This is a genomic window from Flavobacterium sp. HJJ, from assembly GCF_015351475.1.
In the GTDB taxonomy this organism is placed as follows: Bacteria; Bacteroidota; Bacteroidia; order Flavobacteriales; family Flavobacteriaceae; genus Flavobacterium; species Flavobacterium marginilacus.
The window spans coordinates 82018-105658 of the sequence record NZ_JADKPR010000005.1 but is presented as its reverse complement, the minus strand read 5'-3'; the positions used below and the strand labels follow the sequence as shown (position 1 = coordinate 105658).

Annotated in this window: 22 protein-coding genes and 1 tRNA gene; 9 read left to right on the top strand and 14 right to left on the bottom strand. The window is 34.2% G+C overall.

Going from position 1 to position 23641, the window contains the following annotated elements; all coding sequences use genetic code 11:
- Positions 1 to 17 precede the first annotated feature (17 nt).
- The 5 genes from IRZ80_RS05800 to IRZ80_RS05780 all read right to left on the bottom strand — a co-directional run bounded on the left by IRZ80_RS05800 (position 18) and on the right by IRZ80_RS05780 (position 2815).
- On the bottom strand, positions 18 to 1136 hold the full coding sequence (locus tag IRZ80_RS05800) for a vWA domain-containing protein (RefSeq protein WP_194640615.1): 1119 nt from the start codon (positions 1134 to 1136) through the stop codon (positions 18 to 20).
- An 84-nt stretch (positions 1137 to 1220) separates the two neighbouring features.
- Positions 1221 to 2009 (bottom strand): META domain-containing protein, encoded by a 789-nt coding sequence (locus IRZ80_RS05795; protein WP_194640614.1) that lies wholly within the window; start codon positions 2007 to 2009, stop codon positions 1221 to 1223.
- A gap of 17 nt (positions 2010 to 2026) precedes the next feature.
- The gene (locus IRZ80_RS05790; RefSeq protein WP_194640613.1) at positions 2027 to 2407 is read right to left on the bottom strand and encodes a YchJ family protein; all 381 of its coding nucleotides are present in this window, start codon (positions 2405 to 2407) and stop codon (positions 2027 to 2029) included.
- Between the two features lie 9 nt (positions 2408 to 2416).
- A complete protein-coding gene (locus IRZ80_RS05785) occupies positions 2417 to 2650 on the bottom strand; it encodes a hypothetical protein (RefSeq protein WP_194640612.1) in 234 nt (77 codons plus the stop codon).
- A gap of 6 nt (positions 2651 to 2656) precedes the next feature.
- The gene (locus tag IRZ80_RS05780; RefSeq protein ID WP_194640611.1) at positions 2657 to 2815 is read right to left on the bottom strand and encodes a hypothetical protein; all 159 of its coding nucleotides are present in this window, start codon (positions 2813 to 2815) and stop codon (positions 2657 to 2659) included.
- A 320-nt stretch (positions 2816 to 3135) separates the two neighbouring features.
- Between IRZ80_RS05780 and IRZ80_RS05775 the strand changes: the two genes are divergently transcribed.
- Both IRZ80_RS05775 and IRZ80_RS05770 read left to right on the top strand, forming a co-directional pair.
- On the top strand, positions 3136 to 5922 hold the full coding sequence (locus tag IRZ80_RS05775; protein WP_194640610.1) for a PAS domain S-box protein: 2787 nt from the start codon (positions 3136 to 3138) through the stop codon (positions 5920 to 5922).
- Positions 5919 to 6314 (top strand): response regulator, encoded by a 396-nt coding sequence (locus IRZ80_RS05770; RefSeq protein WP_194640609.1) that lies wholly within the window; start codon positions 5919 to 5921, stop codon positions 6312 to 6314. The genes IRZ80_RS05775 and IRZ80_RS05770 overlap by 4 nt, the downstream gene beginning before the upstream one ends.
- Here IRZ80_RS05770 and IRZ80_RS05765 read toward each other — a convergent pair.
- Entirely contained in the window at positions 6311 to 6853 is a 543-nt protein-coding gene (locus tag IRZ80_RS05765; RefSeq protein WP_194640608.1) for a hypothetical protein, read from the bottom strand. The genes IRZ80_RS05770 and IRZ80_RS05765 overlap by 4 nt on opposite strands.
- A 286-nt stretch (positions 6854 to 7139) precedes the next feature.
- Between IRZ80_RS05765 and IRZ80_RS05760 the strand changes: the two genes are divergently transcribed.
- From IRZ80_RS05760 to IRZ80_RS05730, 7 genes are all read left to right on the top strand, one after another.
- Positions 7140 to 7382, top strand: coding sequence for a hypothetical protein (locus IRZ80_RS05760; protein WP_194640607.1), 243 nt, complete (start codon positions 7140 to 7142; stop codon positions 7380 to 7382).
- Between the two features lie 169 nt (positions 7383 to 7551).
- On the top strand, positions 7552 to 7992 hold the full coding sequence (locus IRZ80_RS05755) for a KTSC domain-containing protein (RefSeq protein ID WP_194640606.1): 441 nt from the start codon (positions 7552 to 7554) through the stop codon (positions 7990 to 7992).
- Positions 7993 to 8163: 171 nt separating this feature from the next.
- Positions 8164 to 8382, top strand: coding sequence for a hypothetical protein (locus IRZ80_RS05750; protein ID WP_194640605.1), 219 nt, complete (start codon positions 8164 to 8166; stop codon positions 8380 to 8382).
- Positions 8383 to 8758: 376 nt separating this feature from the next.
- Positions 8759 to 9514 (top strand): DUF4369 domain-containing protein, encoded by a 756-nt coding sequence (locus IRZ80_RS05745; RefSeq protein WP_194640604.1) that lies wholly within the window; start codon positions 8759 to 8761, stop codon positions 9512 to 9514.
- A 39-nt stretch (positions 9515 to 9553) separates the two neighbouring features.
- Positions 9554 to 9919, top strand: coding sequence for a TlpA disulfide reductase family protein (locus tag IRZ80_RS21245; protein ID WP_194640711.1), 366 nt, complete (start codon positions 9554 to 9556; stop codon positions 9917 to 9919).
- 183 nt (positions 9920 to 10102) lie between these two features.
- Positions 10103 to 10183: transfer RNA gene (locus tag IRZ80_RS05735), tRNA-Tyr, on the top strand.
- Between the two features lie 313 nt (positions 10184 to 10496).
- On the top strand, positions 10497 to 11078 hold the full coding sequence (locus IRZ80_RS05730) for a helix-turn-helix domain-containing protein (protein WP_194640603.1): 582 nt from the start codon (positions 10497 to 10499) through the stop codon (positions 11076 to 11078).
- An 84-nt stretch (positions 11079 to 11162) separates the two neighbouring features.
- On the opposite strand, the gene IRZ80_RS05725 is transcribed toward IRZ80_RS05730, so the two are convergent.
- From IRZ80_RS05725 to IRZ80_RS05690, 8 genes are all read right to left on the bottom strand, one after another.
- The gene (locus IRZ80_RS05725; RefSeq protein ID WP_194640602.1) at positions 11163 to 11846 is read right to left on the bottom strand and encodes a phosphonatase-like hydrolase; all 684 of its coding nucleotides are present in this window, start codon (positions 11844 to 11846) and stop codon (positions 11163 to 11165) included.
- Positions 11847 to 11943: 97 nt separating this feature from the next.
- The gene (locus IRZ80_RS05720) at positions 11944 to 13101 is read right to left on the bottom strand and encodes a TIGR03364 family FAD-dependent oxidoreductase (protein ID WP_194640601.1); all 1158 of its coding nucleotides are present in this window, start codon (positions 13099 to 13101) and stop codon (positions 11944 to 11946) included.
- Positions 13085 to 14383, bottom strand: a complete 1299-nt coding sequence (locus IRZ80_RS05715) for a DUF5690 family protein (RefSeq protein WP_194640600.1) — start codon at positions 14381 to 14383, stop codon at positions 13085 to 13087. The genes IRZ80_RS05720 and IRZ80_RS05715 overlap by 17 nt, the downstream gene beginning before the upstream one ends.
- 5 nt (positions 14384 to 14388) lie before the next feature.
- Complete coding sequence (locus tag IRZ80_RS05710; protein WP_194640599.1) at positions 14389 to 15489, bottom strand: alkaline phosphatase family protein; 1101 nt, start codon at positions 15487 to 15489, stop codon at positions 14389 to 14391.
- A gap of 240 nt (positions 15490 to 15729) precedes the next feature.
- The gene (locus IRZ80_RS05705) at positions 15730 to 17073 is read right to left on the bottom strand and encodes an aspartate aminotransferase family protein (RefSeq protein ID WP_194640598.1); all 1344 of its coding nucleotides are present in this window, start codon (positions 17071 to 17073) and stop codon (positions 15730 to 15732) included.
- Positions 17074 to 18723, bottom strand: coding sequence for an alkaline phosphatase family protein (locus IRZ80_RS05700; protein ID WP_194640597.1), 1650 nt, complete (start codon positions 18721 to 18723; stop codon positions 17074 to 17076).
- A gap of 10 nt (positions 18724 to 18733) precedes the next feature.
- The gene (locus IRZ80_RS05695; protein WP_194640596.1) at positions 18734 to 20239 is read right to left on the bottom strand and encodes a SusD/RagB family nutrient-binding outer membrane lipoprotein; all 1506 of its coding nucleotides are present in this window, start codon (positions 20237 to 20239) and stop codon (positions 18734 to 18736) included.
- Between the two features lie 11 nt (positions 20240 to 20250).
- The gene (locus IRZ80_RS05690; protein ID WP_194640595.1) at positions 20251 to 23334 is read right to left on the bottom strand and encodes a SusC/RagA family TonB-linked outer membrane protein; all 3084 of its coding nucleotides are present in this window, start codon (positions 23332 to 23334) and stop codon (positions 20251 to 20253) included.
- Positions 23335 to 23641 lie beyond the last annotated feature (307 nt).

The following is a 23641-nucleotide window of genomic DNA, read 5'->3' as shown; positions in this document are numbered from 1 at the left end:
GCAATTGATATTGTAAACTATTTTATTCGTTTTTTTCTGTTGGTTTCATAATCCTCAAAAATCATTTCGCCCAAACCTTTTAGTCCGGTATAGAAGGCTTTTCCCTGATTGGCTTCGGTGAACTTATTCACAAATTTTTGCAGATAAGGATCGTTGGCAATCATAAAAGTGGTTATTGGGATATGAAGTTTTCGGGCTTGCTGCGCCTGTGTGTAGCATTTTTCAACGATATAATGATCCAAGCCGTTACTGTTCATATAATAAGAGCCGTCTTTTTCCCTCACACAGCTTGGCTTGCCGTCGGTAATCATAAAAATCTGTTTGTTGGTGTTTCTTTTTCGGCGCAATAAATCCATGGCCAATTGCAGACCGGCAACGGTATTGGTGTGATACGGTCCCACCTGAAGATAAGGCAGATCCCGGATTGAAATCCGCCAGGCATCGTCACCGAAAACCAAAATATCCAGTGTGTCTTTTGGGTAGCGGGTAGTGATTAATTCGGCCAAAGCCATTGCGACTTTTTTGGCCGGCGTTATGCGGTCTTCGCCATACAGAATCATACTGTGGCTGATGTCAATCATTAAAACGGTGCTCATTTGGGACTTGTAACGGGTTTCTTCGACAACCAGATCATTTTCGGTCAGCTTAAAATCTCCCACTCCATTATTGATTTGAGCATTCCGCAGGCTTTCGGTCAATGAAATGCGTTCGAGACCGTCACCAAAATGAAACTCCCGAAACTCACCCGTATGTTCATCACCATTGCCAACGTGTTTGGTTTTATGGTTACCGCTCCCTGATTTTTTTAGGTTGCCGAAAATGTTATCCAAAGCCTGCTGGCGAATAGCACGTTCGGTTTTGGCGGTAATTCCTGTACCAGTTGTTCCATCGTCCTTGAGTTCTTCTCGGATGTATCCTTTTTTCTTTAAATCCTCAATGAAATCATCGATGGTATATGATTCATCGGTTAGTTTGTATTCTTTGTCCAATTCGCGCATCCAGCTGATGGCTTCGTCAAAATCTCCCGAAGTGTGCGTGATAAGTTCCTTGAAAATTTCAAAAAGCTTATCAAACGGAGACTGAAACGGTGCTTCGTAAGTCTTAAAATAAAACCCTTTTTTTATTGTGTTCTCCATAATCATAAATTTAGATTATTTTTAAATGAACAAACAACAAACAATTTATAATTTTACGTTAAAACGATGTGTCTAAATAGTCAATCAATCTACTTTTTTAAAGATCAATTCATTTCCTAAAGAATTGGTGAGTATTAATCGTAAGTTTTCTACTTTATATTTGGCAGTACTTTGCAGCGTTTTGAGTAAAACAGCTTCATTATTATTATCAGCACAGACCATTTCGGTAGAATTAATATTTATAAAGCGCAACAATCCTCTTTCGAAAAAAATGTCGCCTCCAACCCTATTACAGCCAGCAGACCCCATAAATGTATTTGTTGTACTGTTTATTTCAAGATTGGGTATTTCTTTGGCATAATTTGCTGAAGTAACATTTTCACCGTTTATTTTTTCTAAAACCCAAATGTCATGCAGTCTAAAATCTGTAATGTAATTTCCGCAGCCATTAAAAAATTCAGATTTGTTATCTTTCACAATTTCTATTCGGACAGAATAAGATGATTTATCACCAGACATTGTATTTATGCATTCCTGTTGCATAATCTGAACAATCATTGTACCATCAGTAATTGGAACCCGATACATTTTGACATTGGCATCCATGGCCAGAAGCGGCTCTGTATGATGACCGCTCAAGGACTCATAACCTGATTTTAATGAAGTAAACTCAATGTTTTTCTCAGAAATTTTTAAGCTCCAGCGGGGTTCGTTTCCGCTTCCGCGAAAGTAAATTCCTTTTTCCAGATTTTCCATCTGCTGTTTATAAGCAAAAGAAGGTTCATTAGTTTCAATTGCTTTGGGAGTGGGAAGATTTGTTTTGCAAGAAGCACAAAGCAAAGCTATTATTAAAATTCCAAAGCCTTTTGCCATAATTATCTATTGTAATATTATTTGAATTTTCCATCAACATAGAACCAAGAATCATTTTCTTTTTTAAAAGTTGAAAATTCATAATGTACTTGGTTTTGATTGTTTTCATCAATGAAATATGCCTTAAACTCCACTGTATTTTCTGTTGAAGAAATGATTTCCAATTTCTGCCATGTATTGACTGTTGCCCAATGCAGAATATCCTCTTTCGAATAATATTTTCTTTCACTGATATGTGTGGTTGCCAATAAATAATCCGCCTGATGTGTGGCATAAGCTGAATATCGAGACTTCATCAGTGCTAAGGCTGTTGGGACTTTTATAGCACCGCTTATATAAAGATTACAGCACGATTCAAAAGATGTATCAGAACCGCAATAGCAATTTTCGTGAATCATAAACCTAAATTAGTTAAGCTGTGCCTTAAGCAGAACAATTTTTTGCTGCAGTTGGTTCAATAATACCTGATATTTACTGATTTCAATAAGTTCTTCATCTTCTTCGGCATAATCCAGTAACTCATCGAGTTCATCGCTCACTTCTGCCAATTTATTATTGGCATCCTTTGCATTCTTTACAGCAATCAAATCGATGATTTGCTGAACGCCGTTTTTTAATTCATCAAATTTATTTTTATTCATAATATGCTAATTTACAATATCATCCGAAGACTTACTTTCATTAAATTTTTTAGTGATCTGTTTCAGTTTTTCTTTGCGCTCCATTTCAGCCTGCTTTGCTTTTGCTTGGGCTTTGTGCAGTTTGTCGTTGTGTTTCTTGATGTTTTTTTCGTTGTTCCGGCTCATTGTATCTCTCTTTTTTTTATTTCATTTTTTTAAAATGAAGTTCTGTTTTTAAAATTGCTCCAATAAAAGAACGCATGCAAAGTTCGGATTTATTATTTAAATGACTGTTATTTTTATTTTGATAAACCATTATTTTGGATGACCTGTATTAAATAAAATGAGTATTTTTTTACTTCTGTAAATTAGAAATGGTATCTTTAGGATTTATAATTTCTTTTTTTATCCCAAAAAACACCTTTTTAGACCTTACAGTATAATATCCAATGATGTACGAAATTAAATGGCCCAATTATATTCGCTGGTTTATAACGAAACCAAAAATGACAGGATTTTTAATTTTTTTAATCCTAAGTTTTTGTGTTGGTCTTTCAATTTTTCTGCGTTTTCAGGTTATTAAAGTAAATGAGCGCCGTGAAATGGGGCAGACTCTTGAGAATCTGCACCAAAACATAGAACAGTGCCTTAAGGGCTGTTACACTACTACATTAACACTTGCATTAACGATTAATGACAGTGGCACTCCTGATAATTTTGAATCTATAAGTTCACAGCTTTTGGCTTCAAATAATTCTATTAGTGCAGTTCAGCTGGTACCAGATGGAGTTATCAAGTATATTTATCCATTAGAGGAAAATAAATCTGCTTTAAATCTTAATATTTTTAAGATTCCAAGTGTTAGAAATGAAGCATTTAAATCATTAGCAGATAAAAAAATGTATTTTGCCGGTCCTTTGGTCTTGAGGCAGGGCGGAATTGGCATTGTTGGCAGATTACCAGTTTACAAAAAAAACAAGTTTTGGGGATTTTCTGCAGTTGTAATTAAATTCAAAGATTTATTAAAAGTTTCCGGAATCAATTCAATTGACACCAATAAATATTATTTTCAGTTTTCAAAAATAAATCCCAATACTAAAAAAGAAGAATTTTTTCTTCCTGTCAAAAAAGATATTTATAAACAAGAACAAATTTTTAAAAAGATTCCTGACGGAAATTGGAAATTATATCTCAGTCAAAAAAAGCAGAAGTATCATTACTCTGTTCTTTTTCTGCCTTCAATTTTAGGATTTATTCTGGCACTGCTCATAGCCTCGCTTGTCACAGTTTTATTAAACAGACCGCGTCAATTACAGCACCTGGTCAACATTCAAGCCTCAAAACTATTGAACAGCGAAATTAAATTTAAAACTATTTTTGATCAGGCTCCGCTGGGAATTGCTCTTGTTGATGAAGAAACAGGTAAATTTCTAGAAATCAATAGTAAATTTTGTGAGTTATTAGGATATTCAGAACAAGAAATGAAAACCAAAAATTATCAGTCAATCACGCATCCAAAAGATTTACCGAAAAATGAGCTAAACGTATATGAACTTAAAGAAGAAAAAATTAAAAATTATACCACCAAAAAAAGATATATTACTAAATCCAATATAACCATATGGGTAAATTTAATTGTTTCGTCACTTTCGAAAACAAAAAAAGAAAGAAGAACCAATATTGCTATTGTTGAAGATATTACCTTGCAAAAGCAAATTTTGGAGGATCTTAAAAAAAGTGAAAAACAGTTTAGAAACCTCTTTGATAATTCACCTATCCCAATGTGGGAAATTGATTTGTCTTTAATTAAAAATTATCTGGCGGATTTAAATCTCGTTGGCAAAAAAGCATCCACAGCAGAAAACTATTTTAAAGAGAATCCAGAAACAGTATTAAAATGCTTTGCACTAATCAAAGTTATTGCTGTAAATGACCAATGCCTGCAGCTCCTTAATATAAAAACAAAAAATGAGTTAGATAACAATTTAGAGCAGGTACTGGATACTGAAACCATAAACGATTTTATAAAACAATTAGTCGCAATTACACAAAACAAAAGGCAATTTGCTTATGATACCAAAATAAAGAACAGCGACGGTGAATCAATAGATATTCACTTTCAATGGAATGCAATTCGCGGGTATGAAAAAACTATGGGACGAATGATTATTTCAACGGAGGATATTACTTTTCGAAAGAAAAACGAAAAACTGATCGTTAACTCGCAGCGAAAAGTCGAAGCCCTTATTAATACCATAGACGGAATTGTTTGGGAATGTGATATAAAAACATTTAGATTTACTTTTGTCAGCAAAAAAGTCGAACAGATTTTAGGTTTTACCTCAGAGGAATGGTTGAGCAACCCAAATTTTTGGAGCGAACACATTTATCCAGATGACAGAGATTGGGCACTGGAATATTGCACTAAAAAAACAAATCAGCTTTTAAATCATGATTTCGAATATAGAATGGTCTGTAAAAACGGAACGGTTATATGGCTTCGGGATATGGTAAATATTGTTTATGAAAATGGAGTGGCGACAAGTCTGCATGGTATAATGATTGACATAACAAAATCAAAAAACATCGAAGCTGATTTAAATAATTCATTCAATCTGGTATCCAGGCAAAACGAAAGACTGTTGAATTTTTCCTATATAATTTCACATAATCTAAGGTCTCACACCAGTAACATTGCTTCAATTGTTACTTTACTTCAGACTTCAGAAACTCCTGAGGAAAAAGAACAAATGTTAGGATTGTTAATTTCAGTTTCTGGTCTGCTTAATGAAACAATGCTGCATTTAAACGAGGTAATCAATATACGGACAAACGTCAGTTTAGTAGTTCAGCGATTGAATTTGAATGAGTATGTTGAAAATGTGATGAAAGTATTCTCCCAGCAGATTATTTCAAAAAAAATAACAATCTTCAATCATATTCCTGAAGATCTGATTATCAATTACAACCCTGCCTATTTAGAAAGCATTCTTTATAATTTAATTTCAAATGCAATCAGGTATAGTCATCCGGAACGAAAAATAATCATATATTTAAAGTGGATAACCGAAGATGATAAAAATTATCTGGAAATATCCGATAACGGTATTGGAATAGATTTAGTAAAAAACGGCAATAAAATTTTTGGCTTGTATAAGACTTTCAGCAGTGATCCATCTTCAAAAGGAGTTGGGTTATTCATCACAAAAAACCAAATAGAAGCAATGGGCGGTTCTATAACTGTAAGTAGCGAACCTAATGTGGGAACAACATTTAAAATTGATATCTTATGAGTCTAAAAACAATATGGGTAATAGACGATGACCCTATTTATCAGATTATAGTAAATAAAATTATAAAAAAATCAGAATTATTTTCAAGTGTTTCCAGTTTCAAAAACGGTAAGGACGCCATTGATGCATTAAAATGCACATTAAATAATAATGAAACAACACCTGATATAATTCTTTTGGATATTAATATGCCAGTTATGGACGGCTGGGAATTTATGAACGAAATGGTACTCTTAAAATCGCAGATAAAAGAACAGACAAACATATATATTGTAAGTTCGTCAATTGCATTGGAAGATAAAAGCAAAGCAAAAGAATATTCTGAAATCATTGCTTATTTATCAAAGCCAATCAGTCCAAATGATTTGATATTAATAGCTGCGAGCAACTAAATTTCTCTTTTAATTTCCTCCAAAGGTTTATCGGTAAAAATCAGTTCCTCTATAATTTTCCTGCGCAATTCATCAATATCATCATAATCAAAATACTTGGCCCATGAAGTCAGTTCAAATAAATTCCGGATCTGCTTAATTCTTTTTGCAGTGGCAAAACTTGTTCTTAATATTGCTTTGGAATCATAGTTCGGATTATTTCGATGCTGATAATTAACCGTTCTTTTTTCATAATCGGCTTCCAGATAATACAATTCTTCCTCTGCATTATCGGGATAAAACTCATCCCATCTCGCAAAACCAATTTTGAATTTAGAATCCGTCTCCGGTTCTATCGGTATCAGTCTCCATTTGCTATTGGCCAACCTCCCCCAATGGTTCGAAAGGCGGTACATCCCCTCTTTGGTGTAATAATATTTACTGCCCGACTGACTGTCATACTGCACCGGCATTCCGGTAATCCGATCAGGCAGTACCTCATGAAAAACGCAAAATGTATTTTTGAATGATCTCGGACTCGGGCGAAATATTTTTTCCATGAAACAAAGGTAGCCGCAAACAGCAGTAAGTACCAAATCTAAATTATTATGGGGTGTCCTCGTTGAAAAAAGGGGCTTAATCTGTAATGCGCTTATACAGCCCCTTTCTTCAACGAGGCCAGGCTATCCGCGTTACTTCGGTAACTTGCTTCTATCCCTCACCCAGTCCGCTATCCAGTTTAAGTGATGCCAGAAATTTTCATTTTCCCGAAAAAGCATTTTAAATTGCAATTCATTACCAATTTAATTGCCTAAATTTGCATCAGAATAATAATAAAAACTGATTATGACCAAGACAGGAGAACAAAAAATGCTGCAGAAAGGTGTTTTTACAGGAATAATGGAGCAGGACGAAAACAAGAATTATTTTTGCGGTGAATTTCTTTTGGACTTCAAAATGGCTCAAAAATATAATCTTGGCGATTTGATAACTATAAAAAGTGTCATCGAAAACCCAAGCGACATCAGTTATAATAAATATCCTAAGAAATCCAAAAACTTCGACAAAGCCAACATGAAGTCTGAATAGCAGTCTCTTAGCTTAATAAAATATTTTAAAAAATCAAAAAAGCAGTTTTTTTGATTTTTTTTTTGCTCAAAACTAAAAAGTTAAAAAAAAGTGTACCTTTGCAAAAAATTGTCAATTTTCAGCCTAAAAGATTCGGTTTGATAGTAAAAGACAAGTAGTTACCTTATTTATGAAAAAAATAGTTGAATACCGAAAACTACTTAACGTAGAAAAAACAGTTGAGCTTAAAGAATTGAAAACCATTTATCGTAACGCGATGAAAGATGCGCATCCTGATAAATTTCAAGGTGACGATGCTGGTTTAAAAGCTGCTGAAGAAAACAGTAAAAAAATAATTGAAGCTTATCATTTCTTGGTAAGTATCAATCCAGCGACAATCAAACAGCTTTTACCTGAATATACTGAAACTGTCGCTACAGCAACAATAACTGATTACAAATTTGTTGAAGGCAGATTAATTGTTAATTTTTCTAACGGAAGTATTTATGAATACATTAGTGTTCCTAAAGCTATTTATATAAAAATGGTTAATGCAGATTCTCCTGGGCGTTTTGCAAAAAGACATATTTTTAATGCCTATCCTTGGAGAAAAACAACAGCACAAGAATAAGTATATAAATTTTAATATTTAAAAGCACTCTTAACCGGAGTGTTTTTTTTTGGACAAAAGCGTAAAAAATTGACACTAAGGTGTTAAAATCTAAAATAGATACAAATTAACATTTTTTTAACAAGTTTATTAGTAAATTAGCATACCCGAATTAATAAACAACTTACTGATATGAAAGATCAATACACCTTGTATCAACGGCAATACAATAATGCCATGCGTACAATCGACAGACTTAGAAAAAAAGAAGCCGAAATTGATTTTAAGCTAAAATCGAATCCTATCTGTCCGCATTTGCACAAAGATTTAAGAACAGTGAATTTAGATATAACGATTACTCTAAATGAAATCGAACATCTGGAATCGCATCTTTTTGAATATAATTCATAAAAAAATTATATCTCTTTTTAAACAGCGTTAAAAAATAGTTTTTGCTATTTTAAAGAGAGTTCAATAGTTATTTTGCATAGTCAATCTCTGCCAGTGGTTGATTATAAATCTATGCGCCTGCTTAGTTCCTTATTCAGCGGGTAATAAACTATTTAAAAAACACCATTCAAGAAAAAGCCTCTGACTTCATAATGCTCTCTTTTCAGTAATGAATTATGCAGGTAATGGATAGTAAAAAATTAAAACAGAATCTTTTCTGATTTTTAAACATCTGAAAAAGGCTAAAAAATTATAACATAAATTTAGGGTCTAAAGTTATTGTTAATTTATAATTTTAAATACTTTTGTAAACTTTAAAAACAATTAACTAATAAAAATGAAAAAAATTATTTTATTTCTTACCGCTACAGCTTTACTTACTTCTTGTAGCAAAGACAAATACACAATCTCAGGAACTGCTAAAGGATTTGAAAACGGTAAAACCGTTATCATGGAAACCCAGGATGAGAAAGGAATGGGGTTAATAGCTGTAGATACAGTAAAAATAGAAAACGGAAAATTTGAAATGGAAGGAAAAGTAACTGAACCAGCTTTTCATACATTACAAATTGAAGGTGCACAAGGTAAAATTCCATTTATTTTAGAGAACGGTGATATTACAGTTGTAGTTAATAAAGATACTATCCAAAAATCTAAAATTTCAGGTACATATAATAATGATGAGTATGTGAAATTTAATGAAGACATCACTAAAATACAAAAGCCTTTAATGGACTTTCAAACAGCTAATATGCAAAAAATGCAAACGGCTCAGCGAACTAAAGATACAGCAACTATCAATGGTTTAATGAAAGAATATACTAAAATCCAAACTGAAATTGGAACTACATCAAAAGCTAAATATGTAGATTACGCTAACACGCATCCAAAAGCTTTTATTAGTGTATTAATTATTGAAGGTATGAGTAATGATCCATCAGTAGATTCTAAAAAAATTGAGTCTATGTTCAATAATTTAGAAGAGTCATTGAAAAACTCTAAACATGGTAAAGCTGTAAAAACAAAAATCGAAGCATTAAAACTTCCTTCAGTAGGTGCAGCAGCAGCTCCAGCGGCGCCGGCAGCTAAATGAAGAACAGATTTTTCCGCTCCTAACCCGCAAGGCAAAACAATCAGCCTTAAAGAAAGTTTAGGAAAAGTTACCATTGTTGATTTTTGGGCTTCATGGTGTGGTCCGTGCCGAAGAGAGAATCCAAATGTAGCAGCTATTTATAACGAACTGCATTCAAAAGGTCTTAATATAATTGGTGTTTCTTTAGATGAAGATCCGGTAAAATGGAAAGAAGCTATTGCAAAAGACAAATTAATCTGGACACAGGTTTCAAATCTTAAAGGCTGGGAAGATCCAATCGCTAAGCAATACAAAGTGGAATCAATTCCGGCGACTTTCATACTTGATAAGTCCGGAAATGTAGTTGCACAAGATTTGAGAGGTGCTGAACTTAAAGCAAAAATCATAGAATTACTTGGAAAATAATTTTTTTTACTAGTAAAGAATAAAAAATCTCCCTTGTGGAGATTTTTTATTTTATTCACTTCCAGTTTGTTAAAAATAAAGTGAAAATATTATAGAAATAAAGTGCAAAAAAAGTTTGCAGAACTAAAAACAGTACCTATATTTGCACCCGGATAACGCAATAAGCGTTACTAAATAAGGCTCGGGGAGATACTCAAGCGGCCAACGAGGGCAGACTGTAAATCTGCTGTGTGAACTTCGCAGGTTCGAATCCTGCTCTCCCCACAAAAAACGTTTCAAGTAATTGAAACGTTTTTTTTTGCTTTAGAATAAAAAAAAATCTCATGGAAGATTAGGATCAATCCTAAAAGTTACAGAATAAAAATAGCACACCGAAAGCCTAAACTGAAAATCTATAAACTGATGAGCCTTGTGATCTTGTTAACTTGATGATCTCGGCAGATGCAATATCTAAGTGCTATTTCTAACAGGCAGCAATTTTAAAACTCGAATCACGTTGCTTTACAACTTTAAATTCATAAATTTTTTAGATGTAACAGAACCGTTAAATTTGTATATTGAAAATAAATACAAAAAAATGGACGATTATTTAATTGGAATTGGTAAACGAATTAAAGACATTAGAAAAAGCTGTAAAAAAACCATCAGTACCATTGCTAATGCAGCGCAGGTAAGTAATGGCCTTATATCCAGGATTGAAAATGGAAGAACTATTCCCTCGCTTCCTGTTTTACTGAATATCATCAATGCATTGGAAATTGAAGTTTCTGTTTTTTTTGATGGAATGCCAAAATCTTCCAGACAGAATCATATTGTATCGAGAGCTGATGAAAATTCAATTATTGAAAAAGAAGATGATGCAAAGGGGTTTACATATAAATATATTTTCGGAAAACAGCTTTCATCTATCGGATTTGAAGCCGTATTATTAGAAGTAAAGCCGGACTCACAACGAGAAAAAGTTGAAACCGATGCTTATGAATACAAATACGTCCTTTCAGGTGAATGTGTTTATATTATCGGCGATGATGAAGTACTGATTAAAGAAGGAGATTCTATTTTTTTTGACGGAAGAATTCCTCACGTTCCCGTTAACCGCAGTTCAATGACTTGTAAAATGTTAGTATTATACTTCTTTTTTAATACTCAAAATGACTAAGCCAGATCAGCAGCTTTGATAAAAAAACTCTTCCTTTACACTGTATCAAAGGAAGAGTTAAAAAAAAATAAATAAACAAAAATATTATAACAATATTGCCCGTAATCCGTTTAAATTTTCCAAAATATAAGTAGGATTTGCTTCTTGAATCTGCTCACGAGTCTGTGCTCCTGTTAAAACTCCTGCAGTTATCCCACAATTGGCATTTTTTCCTTCTTCTATATCAATTGCCGAATCGCCTACTTTTAAAACTTTTTGAGCATCATTTACGGCGGTGATCTGCATAGCTTTCAAAATCATATCACCATCAGGCCGGCCATTTTCTACATCATCAGCTGTGACTAAAGCATCAATGGTTACACCTACTTTCCAGCCTAATTTGCTGAGTAATTTATTTGCAGTAACAGTATCATAACCTGTATTTAAAACTACTTTTATCTGATTCGCCCGCAAATCTTTGAATAAAGATTCTGTTCCTTCAAAAGTTTTTACATCTAAATCGTTATATGCTTTTTCTAAAGCTATTTTAAAGTTTGTAAATGCCTTATATGCAACTTTCTCTATTCCGTTTAAATCAGTACATTCTTTTAAAATAGCTGCAATGGCCTGATGCTTTTCCTTACCTGCTCCATGTTTTAAAACATCATTTAAAGACACATTAAATCCTTCATCATTGATTACTTTTTGTACTGTTTTATAAACTACATTTCCTTCATCTACAGTTGTTCCGGCCATATCAAATACCACCAATTCTATTCTTTGTTTCATATATGTTAAATTTATTTTTTATAGGTCATATATGTTATCACCTTTATTTGATAGGTATTTGTTTGCAGCAAACTCTTTGTTAATTGTGATTTCATTATTATATATTAAAAATTTTAGTAATATTCTCTTTTGAAAAACCTGCACTTCCTGTCATTCCTTTTCCGCCAATTCCTGTGATAATATGAATGTTTTCGCCGATTTTATGCTCAAAAACATCTTTGATCCTGCATTGTGAATAGGTTCCAAACCACCTGTTCTGAATTTCATAAGTTGGCAGATCTATAATTTTTTTGGCTTCTTCAATCATGAAATTATCAATATCCATATCTAGATTAAAGCCCAGATCGTCACTGTTTCTGGCATCGGCATATTGATGTGAATCACCCAAAATAACAGAACCATCCATAGCTTGCTTAAACAGAATATGAACTCCCCATTTTTTTTCTAAAGAATCTCTGCTTTCTTTAGCTTTAATCTCTTTAAACGATGGACATTCATGAAAAGCCTCATACCTCCTGATTGATAATCCTGTTAAAATAGAACCGTCTAATTTGTAATTGTTTTGCGGTTTTGTCTGAAGCATCTGTAATTTTGAAACTTCAAGATCACTGTTGAAAAACAACTCGGGATATAAAGTTTTGAATTCATTACCGTTACAGATTATTACTTTTTTTGATAAAAAAGTTTCCATAGCAGCGCTTTGAAGAGTTACCCCTTCATGCGTATTTTCGCAATTTGTTATCGCAGTATTAGTAATCAATTCCAACCCTAAATACTGCTGCATATATTGCTGAAGCCTGTAAATCATTGTTCTGGGTTCGACAGTAACTTCATCTGGAAAAAACAGCCCTGCTTTTACATAATCGGGACGCAGTCCCTGGTATTTATTCAGACATTCTTGCTTGGTCAAAAGTTCTGAATCGTAATTATTCGATTTATTTATTTGAGCCAGCTCTTCAATAAGCATCATTTCTTCGTCATTGGAAGCCAAATAAACGGATCCTTGCTGCCTGATAGAAATATCAAATTGACTTTGAATTTCTTTATAAATCAATAAACTTTCTCTTCCATAGGCCTGCCATTTTGAATTCATTCCTGATGGAACAACTTGTCCAAAATTTTTAACTGTAGCACTGATTGGCATTTTATCTTTTTCGATAACAGCCACTTTTAATCCTTTTTTTAAAGCGTGAAAGGCATGAAAAGTTCCTAAAACTCCACCTCCCACGACTATTAAATCATATACTGTTTTCATTCAAAACCAATTGATAATTTATAGTTTCTTTTTTACTCTTTTTCTTTTTTCTATTGAGATAGATAATGGATATTGAAGCCACCCCCACTCCCATAACCGCAACTATATAGGCTCCGTTTATAAAAAACAGCAGCCATGATGAAGCCGACTGTCCAAAATTTTTATATAGTAAGATTAACACGCTTCCTAAATAACCAAAAGCATCGCCTACATAAATCAAAAAGCCTGCATTTCCTTTTATCTTAAAAGCTGCAATGAAGCGGTCGAAAAAAAGGCAATTAAATGGTACATAACAAATGTATAATCCAAAGCCGGAAACTACCATCCATGAGTAAGGGCTAATATTCCCTGAGCGGAATAAAATAGTCGAAATTCCAATGGCCAACGAACCGATTATTAATAATACATGATAAAAAAACAAGGCTTTCATATTGTCTTTAAAGTAAAAGGCAGCTCCCAAAACCAATAATACAATCGCAGCTACATACATTTCTGAACTTGAAAAAACGGATATGTCACTTCTAAATCCAAGGCTGTCCCATAGTTCACGGGCAAAATTGTCGCGGAAGTCTCTAAATGCGGTCAAATAGGTATAAAACAGAATCCAGAGGGTGATCGGAAATGAAAATTTAAGCAATACTTTTTTACGGTCTTTACTATTCATTGGAATACGTTCTGAGCGCAGCTCAATATCTTCGGCTGTTGGTTTTGGAATCCTCTCCAGCATCCAAGTAAAAAATAATAAGGGCGGTACGAATAACAAACCTGTGATGGCAGGCATCGAAAATTGGGAAAAGCCCAGCGATTCCATCACAAAAAGGCCTGCTGATTTTACCACTCCGCTAGAAACGATAAAACTTGTACTCAGGGCAACTCCTAATATTTCGGTAAATTTTCTTCCTTCCAAATACGAGAAAACAATTCCCCAAATCATACCTAATGGTATGCCGTTAAAAAACATACAGATGATATTATACGGTTTTGGAATAATAGCAAACAATATCAAAGCTGTCTCTGCAATCCCGATTAATCCTAACAGATAAAAGGCACGCTGATGCGCTTTTAGCTCCGAAATAATTTTTATGCCAATAAATTTCGAAATCGCATAACCTGCTACCTGAGCAATAATCAGCAGAATTTTATAATCGATATGAAAAACTTCCAATCCCTCAAAAGTGGCAGCACTAAATGGTTTTCTAAAAGCATACATACAAAAGTAAGCTCCAAAAGCAGCCAATGAAGCAGAAAGCACAAAAGGCACATCTGACTTTTTATTACTCATCACTGCTATTTTTTAAGAATTGATAATGGTTTTCCTTTCATATCAGGATCGTTTGCTTTGGAATCCAAAAGCTGTAAAACAGTTGGTGCAATCTGATTGCTGTACAGCTGTTCTTTTGATTTTACCTCTCCTAAAACTTGAATTCCGTTTCCAAACACAACCAAATACACCTGATCGGCACCATTTATTTTTGACCCGTGGCTTCTCCACTGATCCAAAGGTTCAGTTCCGCGGCCATGATCTGTAGAAACAATAAAAATGGTATTGTTTTTATAAAATGTATCTTTCTGGGTAAAATTCCATAATTCTTTTATTAATCCATCTGCTGCATGAGCCGATTTCAAATAGGCCTGATAGTTTCCGTCGTGGGCAAAATCATCAGTTTCTCCATAAGAAATATAAATTAATTTGGGATGATTTTTCTTCATGTACTCCAAAGCATAATTAGATGTAAATGCATCAAATCGAACTGAATCCCAAGGAGATGGCACTTTGGATTGCAATTCATTTAAAAACGTTTCTCTGGGCGAAAGATCCGACCCCTTAGCTTCCTCAAAACCTGCGTTTACAGGTATTCCCGAACGCTCTTCGTTCACAATAAACGGAAACACATCCCAACTGCCAAAAGCAGCCACTTTGCCTTTATATGCAGCAGTATTATTAATTTTTTCTAAAACTGTTGTGTTTGGATTATTGAATTTATCGTTACTGTTTATTCTCTTATCATCGGCAGCGCCAGTCAGTATTTCATTGTATCCCGGATACGAAAACCACATTGTATTGGTCAGATTCACTTCACTCCCGAAGTTTCTGTTGCCATGAAATTGCCCCATTTTTGTAACTTCATTCCAGAAAAAAGGCATTAAGGCTGTTCTGCGTTCTTCGGGTGTTTTTCTCCAGAATTTTTCCTTTAAATCCGTAGTATCTTCTACATACTTTTTTTCTCTGATCAGCTTTTCATCTGCACCAGTAAATAATTCCTGCCAGCGGAATCCATCCAGAGTAATAAGCACAATTTTTGGATTTTTACTTATTTCTTTTTGTTGAGCGTTTACTCCCAAAAAACTTAAGAAAGCAAAACTTGAAATTATAAGTGACTTTTTCATTTTGATTTATTTTTTAAATATTTAAAAGATTATTTTTAATTTATTGGCTGTAATTATTTCTAACACATAGAAAAATTACTTTTGCAGACTTAAAAAAGATATTTCACTTTTAAAAAAACGCATAGCTATCTATATGAAAGAAATATTTCTTTTTTTGTATTCTATTATTAAGAAGAAATCTATTTTCTTCTGTGGCAAATAAAATTTTCATGATTATAACCAACAAATTGTTTTTTTAAACTATAATACTGAGAAACTTTCATCAAGGATATTCAATGCCGATTCTAACTCTTCCCGGCTGATAGTCAGCGCTGGTGACAATTGCAGAACATTACCGGAAGAGACTTTGAAACTCAATCCTTTTTTTAGGCACAGATACAGCATCTGCTCTGCTTCATCTACAGCTTTTTCTTTAGTCTGTTGGTCTTTTACCAATTCTATTGCCCATAAAAGTCCTATTCCTCTAATATCGCCAATAATTGTGTATTTATCTTTTAAATCCATCAGGGATTTTTCCATATAAACAGCATCATCGACTACTTTTTTCAATAGATTTTCTTTTTCGATAAAAGCTATAGTACTCAATCCCGCTACAGCACCCAAAGGGCTTTTTTCGTGAGTATAATGCCCCAGGGAAATATCACTGAAAACATTGTACTCGTCTCTTGTAACAATAGCTGCCTGAGGGAATATCCCCCCTCCCAACCCTTTTCCTAAACACAGAATATCGGGTTCAATTCCATAATGTTCAAATGCAAACATTTTGCCTGTCCTTCCTAATGCAATTGGAATTTCGTCTAATATTAATAGTACTCCATACTGCGTACAGAGTTTACGAACCTGTTTCCAAAAATTTTGAGATGGAAGCTGTACATCAGTATTTCGGATGGTTTCTGCGATAAATGCTCCGATATCATTTTCTTTAGAAAAAACATATTCTAAATATTCTAAACATTTATTTTCATTATTTTCAAAAATACCGCGATACGTTACTGGCGGAGGAATCCGCTCCACACCCGTTGGCATTGGTCCCATATAATCCCTAAAAACCGATTCGCCTCCAACACTGATAGCATCGAGAGACGCACCATGAAAAGAATCCCAAAATGAAACCACTTTGAACTTTTTAGTTACAGCTCTTGCCAATTTAAGAGCAATGCCCACTGCCGAACTTCCATTAGGCGTCAATAATATTCTGTTTAAATCAGATGGACATAAAGAAGCCAGTTTTTCTGCAAAATCAATTGCAGGTTTATTTGTAAAACGTCTGGGGGAAAATGGCAAAGCTTTCATTTGCTCGATTAGATTTTCAATAAGAAATGGATTCGCATAACCAATCTGATGCACATTATTTCCGTGAAAGTCTAAATAGCTTTTGCCTGAATTGTTTTTTATAGATGAACCAGCAGCAGTTTCCAGAACATCCAGGCAAGGCGTTGACATCGACTGATGCAAAAAATAACGGGCATCTTTTTCTAAAAGACGTTTCGTTTCTTCATTATTCATGGTCTCATTCCAAGCCGTTCTTGCTGGAGTTAAATTAATATCTCCTTCTGTTTTTTTATAGGTGTCGATGCTGTTCATTTAATTAAAACTCATTTTTTGAAAAAAAGCTGCAGGAATGATCTGTTTTGGTACCGAAGCAGTTTGATAATAAACATCCAGCCAGCCACTTCCGCCGCCATTAAACCAGATTACTTCCAAAGTATATGTTCCAGGCTTTAGTGTGATTGCACCGCCTTTCTCTTTTACACCGTGATCTCCATCATTATTAACAACGACTTCATTGCTGATTTTCAAAATGCTTCCATCATCCGATCTGGTGAAAAAACCATATTGCTCCTCCTTATCAATTTTTATGACAGTCTTGAATCTTACTGCGGTATTTTCCTTAATCTTCGAATCAATTTCATCAGAACCTATTTCGAAGCAGCTTCCTTTTTCGTCTGGCGTATATTTATCTAAAAACGGCACGCTGTTTAAATTAGATAAATAAAAAATTTCATAGGAAACTGGAGCTTTTGCAGTACTGGAAACCACTCTGAAAAAAGCTTCGCTTACTAAACTTGCGATGCTTTGGTTTTTGAAAATGGCACTTTTTACGACTGTATTTTGATATACTTTAAATGGCATTTTGTAGATTTCCGAATCTTTGGCAGGCATTGAACCATCCAGCGTATATCGAATTTCACCTTCTTTATCAGGGTTATCAATTACTACTTGGGCTGCCTCTCTAAACAAACCGCCAGCTTTTTTACTTAAATAAGCTTTTGGCTGAATTACAGGTTCTTTATACCTTTTAGTTAATGTATAACTATCAATTTCGTCATAGCCTTCAAAAGCATTTTTAACTGGCCTTCCAATACAGGCCATTGGCATTTTTATACCCAATGCAAATGCAACAGTCGCAGCATTATCATACTGATAAACCGGATAATTGAGTATGGTATTTTTCTTTACGGATTTGCCCCAAATAATAAACGGAATTTCCATTTCCTGTAATGATTCGCCACCATGTCCTTTGCCCAATCCGCCATGATCTGCACTTACTATGACTACAGTCTCATTACCCATTGGAGAGGATGTAATAGCCTGCATAACCTGAGCCAATAATGCATCTGCTTTTTCAACCGATTTATAATATTCTGTACTCCCATGACCAAATTCGTGTCCTGCGTGGTCCACGTGATCAAAATGAATAAAGGTAAAAGTGGGCTGTTTGGCTTTTATATAATCGCTGGCAATTACTGCTGTTTTATCTTCGGTTTCTGGATTTACATTATAATCGACAGCACTTTTTTCAAAGAGCCGGCCGAATCCTGACCAATGATAAACAGCTCCGATTTCGGCATTCTTTATTTGTGAATTTATTATCGAAAAAATGGTAGGAAACAAAAAATCATCGCCTTGCACTACTGATGGTAATACAAAATTGCTTTTCTCCCAATCATTAGATGTAATTCCGTGCTGTTCTGGTCCCGCTCCCATAATCATTGAAGCCCAATTGGTACTGGAGCTCGATGGTAAAACGGAACGGGCATGCATTGTCGAAGCTCCTTCCTTCATCAGTTTGTGAAAAGCAGGTGTGCTGGCATGTTCGATTCCGTCTGGACTCAATCCGTCAAAGCCAATTACAACGACATGTTTTACTTTTGAGAATTCATTATTTTGAGAAAAACACGACCATAGCGAGAACAGCGCTATGATCATGATTTTATTTTTTAGTATTTTCATGAATTTTTTTCTATTTAATAAGCCACATTACTGCATTGATATCATCTGTACCCCCGTATTGTCTGGTTAGCGCAGTATTTACATTCTGGGAGTTGGTTTCAAATTCGCTTTGAGGATATTTCCATCGCATCGGGATTTTGCCATTGTTTTTATTCGCTGGTCCAATGTTAAATTTTGGAAAACCTGTTCTTCTGAAATTAAAATAAGATTCTCTTTCGGAATTTTGGAAAAAAGCAACATATTTCTGTGTCAGTATCTGCTCTAGACCTGCAGTATTATTTCCTTTATAAACTATATTAGCATTGTTTAAAAAGGCAGTAACATCCGTATTAGATACATCATAAAAATCCATAGAGGCTTTAATTCCCTGCTTGTAAAAACTGGCAGCATCACCCATTATCCAGCCTCTGTTTATGGCTTCAGCAATTATGAATTGCTGTTCTGCATATCCAAATAAAATATATCCTTCGCCGACATAACTGCTGTAATATCTTTTTTCGTTAGGATAGGATAATTTTCCTTCATCTGAAGCCACTTGCATAGAACCCTGCTCGTCTCCTGTGTTTGCTGGGATGTAAGCATTTAAATTGAGAGGATCATTAGCCTTAAAATAAAAAGCGGCAGGATCGGCAACTTTATAAATTCGGGGATCATTATTTTGTTTCAGAATGTTTAAATAGGTTCCCGCCATGATATCTCTATTTCTATTACGCCCAAAATTACCTGGATTTAGGGCATAATTATTGCCATTTTCATCTGAAAAATAGCGGGTCATATTATCTTCAATCCCTCTCATTAGCGGGTATTTTGACGGATTACTTACTATTGCACTGAATTGGCTGGCAACATTAAGTTCGGCTGTTTTTTTACTTAAACTTATTAAAACTCTTAAATGGAAAGAATTAATTGCTCTCTGCCATTTATCCAGATCACCATTATATAAAAAATCGCCTTGAACTGCACCAGTTCCTACTTGGGCTCTTGCCATTGCAATTTGATCATTAGCGGCATCCAAAAGACTCAGAATCTCAACATAGACCTCTTTCTGAGTATCGTATTTTGGTTTTGTAATTGGAGTATCACTTTTGGCTTTTAAAGATTCAGACATTGGAATATCCCCCATTCTTTTAGACATATAATCTAAAAAGTAAGCCTGAAAAAATTTTGCCAAAGCGCCGTATTTATTTTTTGTGTCCAGTTTTTCTGCTTCTTTTACCATTGCCTGTACATTGGACAAAGTCGTGTAACGTAATGGGGCCGAACCCCAATTGTAATCCTGTTCTCCGTAATAGTCAAAAGATATTGCCCAAAACTGATTGTCCCTTTGTGCACTTGACCACGGACCTTCATCGTCTACATTGTTCATAACCCGTAAAACTTCTGTCAGCAGCATTGATGGCGGCACACTTGTAGCACGATTGGGATCATCGGCCAGATCTTCAAAATTGGTACAGGCCCCAATCATAAAAACCATTGCTATAATTAGGATGCTTTTATATAATTGTATTGTTTTCATTTTGCTCGTTTTTAAAATTTAATGTTTAAGTTAATACCATAACTTTTTACAGTTGGAGTTTGCAATGGCGAAGCACTTTCGTCTAAAAACTGATCTAAATCGATATTTTTATTTTTTGAGAAGTACAATAAATCTCTTCCAATCAATGAAATAGAAGCATTTGTCATAAAAGATTTTTTGATAAAAGAATCTGGGAAATTGTACGTAAGGCTTATTTCTCTTAATTTAAAAAACGTTTTTTCTATAATATTGGCAGCGTAGTTTCCGTGATATGCTTTTGCGTAATCCTGATAATACATTTTTGTTGTATTTGGTGCAAAAGTCCTGGTATCGGTAATCACATTTCCTTGACCATCAGTAATTAGCTCTCCGCTTGTAATAACCACACCATCTGTTACATATGATTTTATTCCTTTTACATCATTGGCTCTTTCTGGGGTATCGCTATCGGCATGGCGGCCACTTTGCCACATTTTTTGATTCACGTAGTTTTCGATTTTTCCTCCATAACGGCCATCAAAAGTGAAGTTTAACGCCAGGCTTTTATAACTCACTTTATTTGTAATACCCATTGACCAGTCTGGCGCCTTATAGCCTACTTTTGTTTTATAAGCATTGATAAGCGGTTTTCCGTCATTACCAACAATTAATCTGCCATCATTGGTTCTCATAAAATCATTTATATAAAAACCATCAACCCGGTCTCCAATTTTTATCAGTCCATTGTTTTCAATTCCCTCATAAACCTCTTTTAGATACTCTTTATAAGTTGACCAGTTTACACTGAAATCCCAATTAAAGTTTGTACTTTTTACAGCTTTCACAAAACCTGATAATTCAAAACCTTTTGTCTCAGTAGTAATACCATTCTGCTTACTGCCTTGATAACCTGAAGTTTCTGAATATTTTAAATCAAAAATCTGTGGACCATTCGTATTCTGATAGTAAGTAGCATCAAAACCAAACCTGTTTTTGAACATTCTTGTTTCTAAACCAATCTCTGCTGAGGAGTTAAATGCTGGTTTTAATTGATCGTTGGTCAAAATTTCTCCAACATAGGCCGCATTATATGTAATTCCGTCGATAGTAAATGGATCTCTTAATCGGTAAGTATCAAGGTTACTATAGATGTCCAATGAGCCTCCCACTTTTGCATAAGAAGTTCTTATTTTAAAGAAATCTACATAAGGAATCTTTACAAGTTCGCTGATAACAGTACTTAAACCAACAGATGGATAAAAAAATCTATTGTTTTTTTCCGGCAATCTGGAATCGGTGTCAGATCTTCCTGTGGCATTTAGAAATAAAAATGATTTGTATGATAAATCCAGCGAACCATACCAGCTATTCGTTTTATAATGGCTATTATAACTCGTTGGCTGCATTGGTGTTTGTGTATTACTCAAAGTGTACAAACCAGGTATAATCAAATAATTAGTTGAAGCATAGGAGTTTCTATATTTTTCAGTATTTATATTAGCTCCAAGAGTAGCTTTAATTTCAAAATCACCCATCGTTTTATTATAGTTCAGCATGAAATCAGAATAACTTTTGTATCTGTAATCATATTGCTCTTTGTAATCTCCTTCGGCTTTTTCCCTGTCATATGTAGTCATTGAGTAAGGAAATTTTTCATTTCTAAATAAATTGCTTACCGACATATTAGTTCTTATCAAGGCCGAGAAATCATTGCTAAACTGATGATTTAAACTTATCTGGCCTGAATAATCATTCTTATAATACCCTCTCAGCCATTCGTGAGCCATAAAATTGGGATTATTGTATCTTGTATATTCGAAATTCTTTTGCTGAAGACCTTCTTTTCCCTCTTGCCAATAATCTTTTAAATCTCTGATATCATAATCAGCTCCGCCCCAAATCAGCATATTATAGATATAACTATTTGGTCCGTATTGTACATTTGGATTATTTGGAGAAGTCTGGAAATTAAAATTTGAACTGGCATCCACCCAAGTTTTATCGCTCAGACTATATCTTCCGCTCAAATTGAAATTATAAATATCCAGTTTAGTATTTGGATTGATTCCGTCCTGATGAGTATTGGATAATGAAAAGCGGATGTTTCCTTTATCAAAATTTGAAGCTAATGATAAGTTGTTGGTCGACAATAGTCCGTCTTCCATGAAATTATTAAAGTTATTAGCTCCTCTTGCTGTCCACGGCGTTGGAATTAGTTTTCCGTTCGCATCCAGCGGGCTATCATATTGCGTAATTAACTGTCCCTCAAATTTTGGTCCCCATTGATCGTAATCGGCATCATTTATCCCGCCGCCTTTGCCATCAACAAAAGCATAATTTCCGTAAGAGCCAGGCCCATATGCATTCTGTGTTTTAGGAACCGCATTAAAACCAGCTTGAATCATCGAATTATGATTGAATTCAACTACATACCCTTTTTTATTGTTTGCTCCTCTTTTGGTGGTGATCTGGATTGCTCCGTTTCCTCCTACAGAGCCATACAATGCAGCAGCATTCGCTCCTTTTAAAACATTGACACTTTCGATGTCATCAGGACTGATATTCCAAGTATCTGTTCCCAATGGCACACCGTCTACAACGATTAGTGGTGCTTTACCCCTTAAATACATTTTTGGACTGCTAAAAAATTCAGGAGAAGCCGCAACAATCAGACCTGAAACTTTTCCCGAAAGAGAGTTCATTATATTAGCATCTCTTCCTTTGGTCAAGTCTCCTTCGACTTCCTGAACAGAATAACTTAATTTTTTCTTTTCTTTTTTTATGCCTAAAGCAGTTACCACCACTTCGTCCAACGTATGAGAATCGGGATTAAGCTTAAATATTCCCGAAGCCTTATTTGCTGTTTCAAAATTAGCAGTCACATATCCTAAAAATGAAATCTGCAATATTTCATTAGGTTTCAGTAATTGAATTTCAAAATTTCCATTGGAATCTGCATTTACAGCAATAGTTGTTCCTTTAACTAGTACTGATGCACTAGGCAAAGGCAAACCAAGTTCGTCAATCACTCTTCCTTTGAAAACAGTTGTTTGAGCAACAATTAATGATGTTGAGCACATCATCAATAAAATTATTAAGGTTCTTAAGTTTTTCATTGATTAATTAAATAATTACTATTAGTAAATTTTTTCAATGCAAATTTGAATTTATTTTCACTATTAGTTAACTTTTTGATTTTAAGAAATCCTTAACAAGGTTTTATACTATTGTCAATTTAATGTTATGCAGGAGTTTATCAGATTGCTGTTATCAATGAAATTTTATTGATTGACTGCTAATACTTGTCTAGCTAAGCAACATATTACAAAATCAATAATTTTTAGTTATTTTCTTAATAAAACAATATAAAGAAGAAAAGAAAGATTCTAATTCACAATTCCATTCGATTCCATAAACACAAAC

What these genes read in the sequence shown, in the direction of transcription:
- IRZ80_RS05770 (WP_194640609.1), top strand. Translation starts at nt 5,919, where the DNA reads ATGAGTCTAAAAACAATATGGGTAATAGACGATGACCCTATTTATCAG.
- IRZ80_RS05695 (WP_194640596.1), bottom strand. Translation starts at nt 20,239, where the DNA reads ATGAAAACAATACAATTATATAAAAGCATCCTAATTATAGCAATGGTT.
- IRZ80_RS05780 (WP_194640611.1), bottom strand. Translation starts at nt 2,815, where the DNA reads ATGAGCCGGAACAACGAAAAAAACATCAAGAAACACAACGACAAACTG.
- IRZ80_RS05700 (WP_194640597.1), bottom strand. Translation starts at nt 18,723, where the DNA reads ATGAAAATACTAAAAAATAAAATCATGATCATAGCGCTGTTCTCGCTA.
- IRZ80_RS05725 (WP_194640602.1), bottom strand. Translation starts at nt 11,846, where the DNA reads ATGAAACAAAGAATAGAATTGGTGGTATTTGATATGGCCGGAACAACT.
- IRZ80_RS05785 (WP_194640612.1), bottom strand. Translation starts at nt 2,650, where the DNA reads ATGAATAAAAATAAATTTGATGAATTAAAAAACGGCGTTCAGCAAATC.
- IRZ80_RS05775 (WP_194640610.1), top strand. Translation starts at nt 3,136, where the DNA reads ATGACAGGATTTTTAATTTTTTTAATCCTAAGTTTTTGTGTTGGTCTT.
- IRZ80_RS05720 (WP_194640601.1), bottom strand. Translation starts at nt 13,101, where the DNA reads ATGAAAACAGTATATGATTTAATAGTCGTGGGAGGTGGAGTTTTAGGA.
- IRZ80_RS05750 (WP_194640605.1), top strand. Translation starts at nt 8,164, where the DNA reads ATGAAAGATCAATACACCTTGTATCAACGGCAATACAATAATGCCATG.
- IRZ80_RS05755 (WP_194640606.1), top strand. Translation starts at nt 7,552, where the DNA reads ATGAAAAAAATAGTTGAATACCGAAAACTACTTAACGTAGAAAAAACA.
- IRZ80_RS05800 (WP_194640615.1), bottom strand. Translation starts at nt 1,136, where the DNA reads ATGGAGAACACAATAAAAAAAGGGTTTTATTTTAAGACTTACGAAGCA.
- IRZ80_RS05760 (WP_194640607.1), top strand. Translation starts at nt 7,140, where the DNA reads ATGACCAAGACAGGAGAACAAAAAATGCTGCAGAAAGGTGTTTTTACA.
- IRZ80_RS05705 (WP_194640598.1), bottom strand. Translation starts at nt 17,073, where the DNA reads ATGAACAGCATCGACACCTATAAAAAAACAGAAGGAGATATTAATTTA.
- IRZ80_RS05710 (WP_194640599.1), bottom strand. Translation starts at nt 15,489, where the DNA reads ATGAAAAAGTCACTTATAATTTCAAGTTTTGCTTTCTTAAGTTTTTTG.
- IRZ80_RS05730 (WP_194640603.1), top strand. Translation starts at nt 10,497, where the DNA reads ATGGACGATTATTTAATTGGAATTGGTAAACGAATTAAAGACATTAGA.
- IRZ80_RS05745 (WP_194640604.1), top strand. Translation starts at nt 8,759, where the DNA reads ATGAAAAAAATTATTTTATTTCTTACCGCTACAGCTTTACTTACTTCT.
- IRZ80_RS05795 (WP_194640614.1), bottom strand. Translation starts at nt 2,009, where the DNA reads ATGGCAAAAGGCTTTGGAATTTTAATAATAGCTTTGCTTTGTGCTTCT.
- IRZ80_RS05790 (WP_194640613.1), bottom strand. Translation starts at nt 2,407, where the DNA reads ATGATTCACGAAAATTGCTATTGCGGTTCTGATACATCTTTTGAATCG.
- IRZ80_RS05765 (WP_194640608.1), bottom strand. Translation starts at nt 6,853, where the DNA reads ATGGAAAAAATATTTCGCCCGAGTCCGAGATCATTCAAAAATACATTT.
- IRZ80_RS05690 (WP_194640595.1), bottom strand. Translation starts at nt 23,334, where the DNA reads ATGAAAAACTTAAGAACCTTAATAATTTTATTGATGATGTGCTCAACA.
- IRZ80_RS05715 (WP_194640600.1), bottom strand. Translation starts at nt 14,383, where the DNA reads ATGAGTAATAAAAAGTCAGATGTGCCTTTTGTGCTTTCTGCTTCATTG.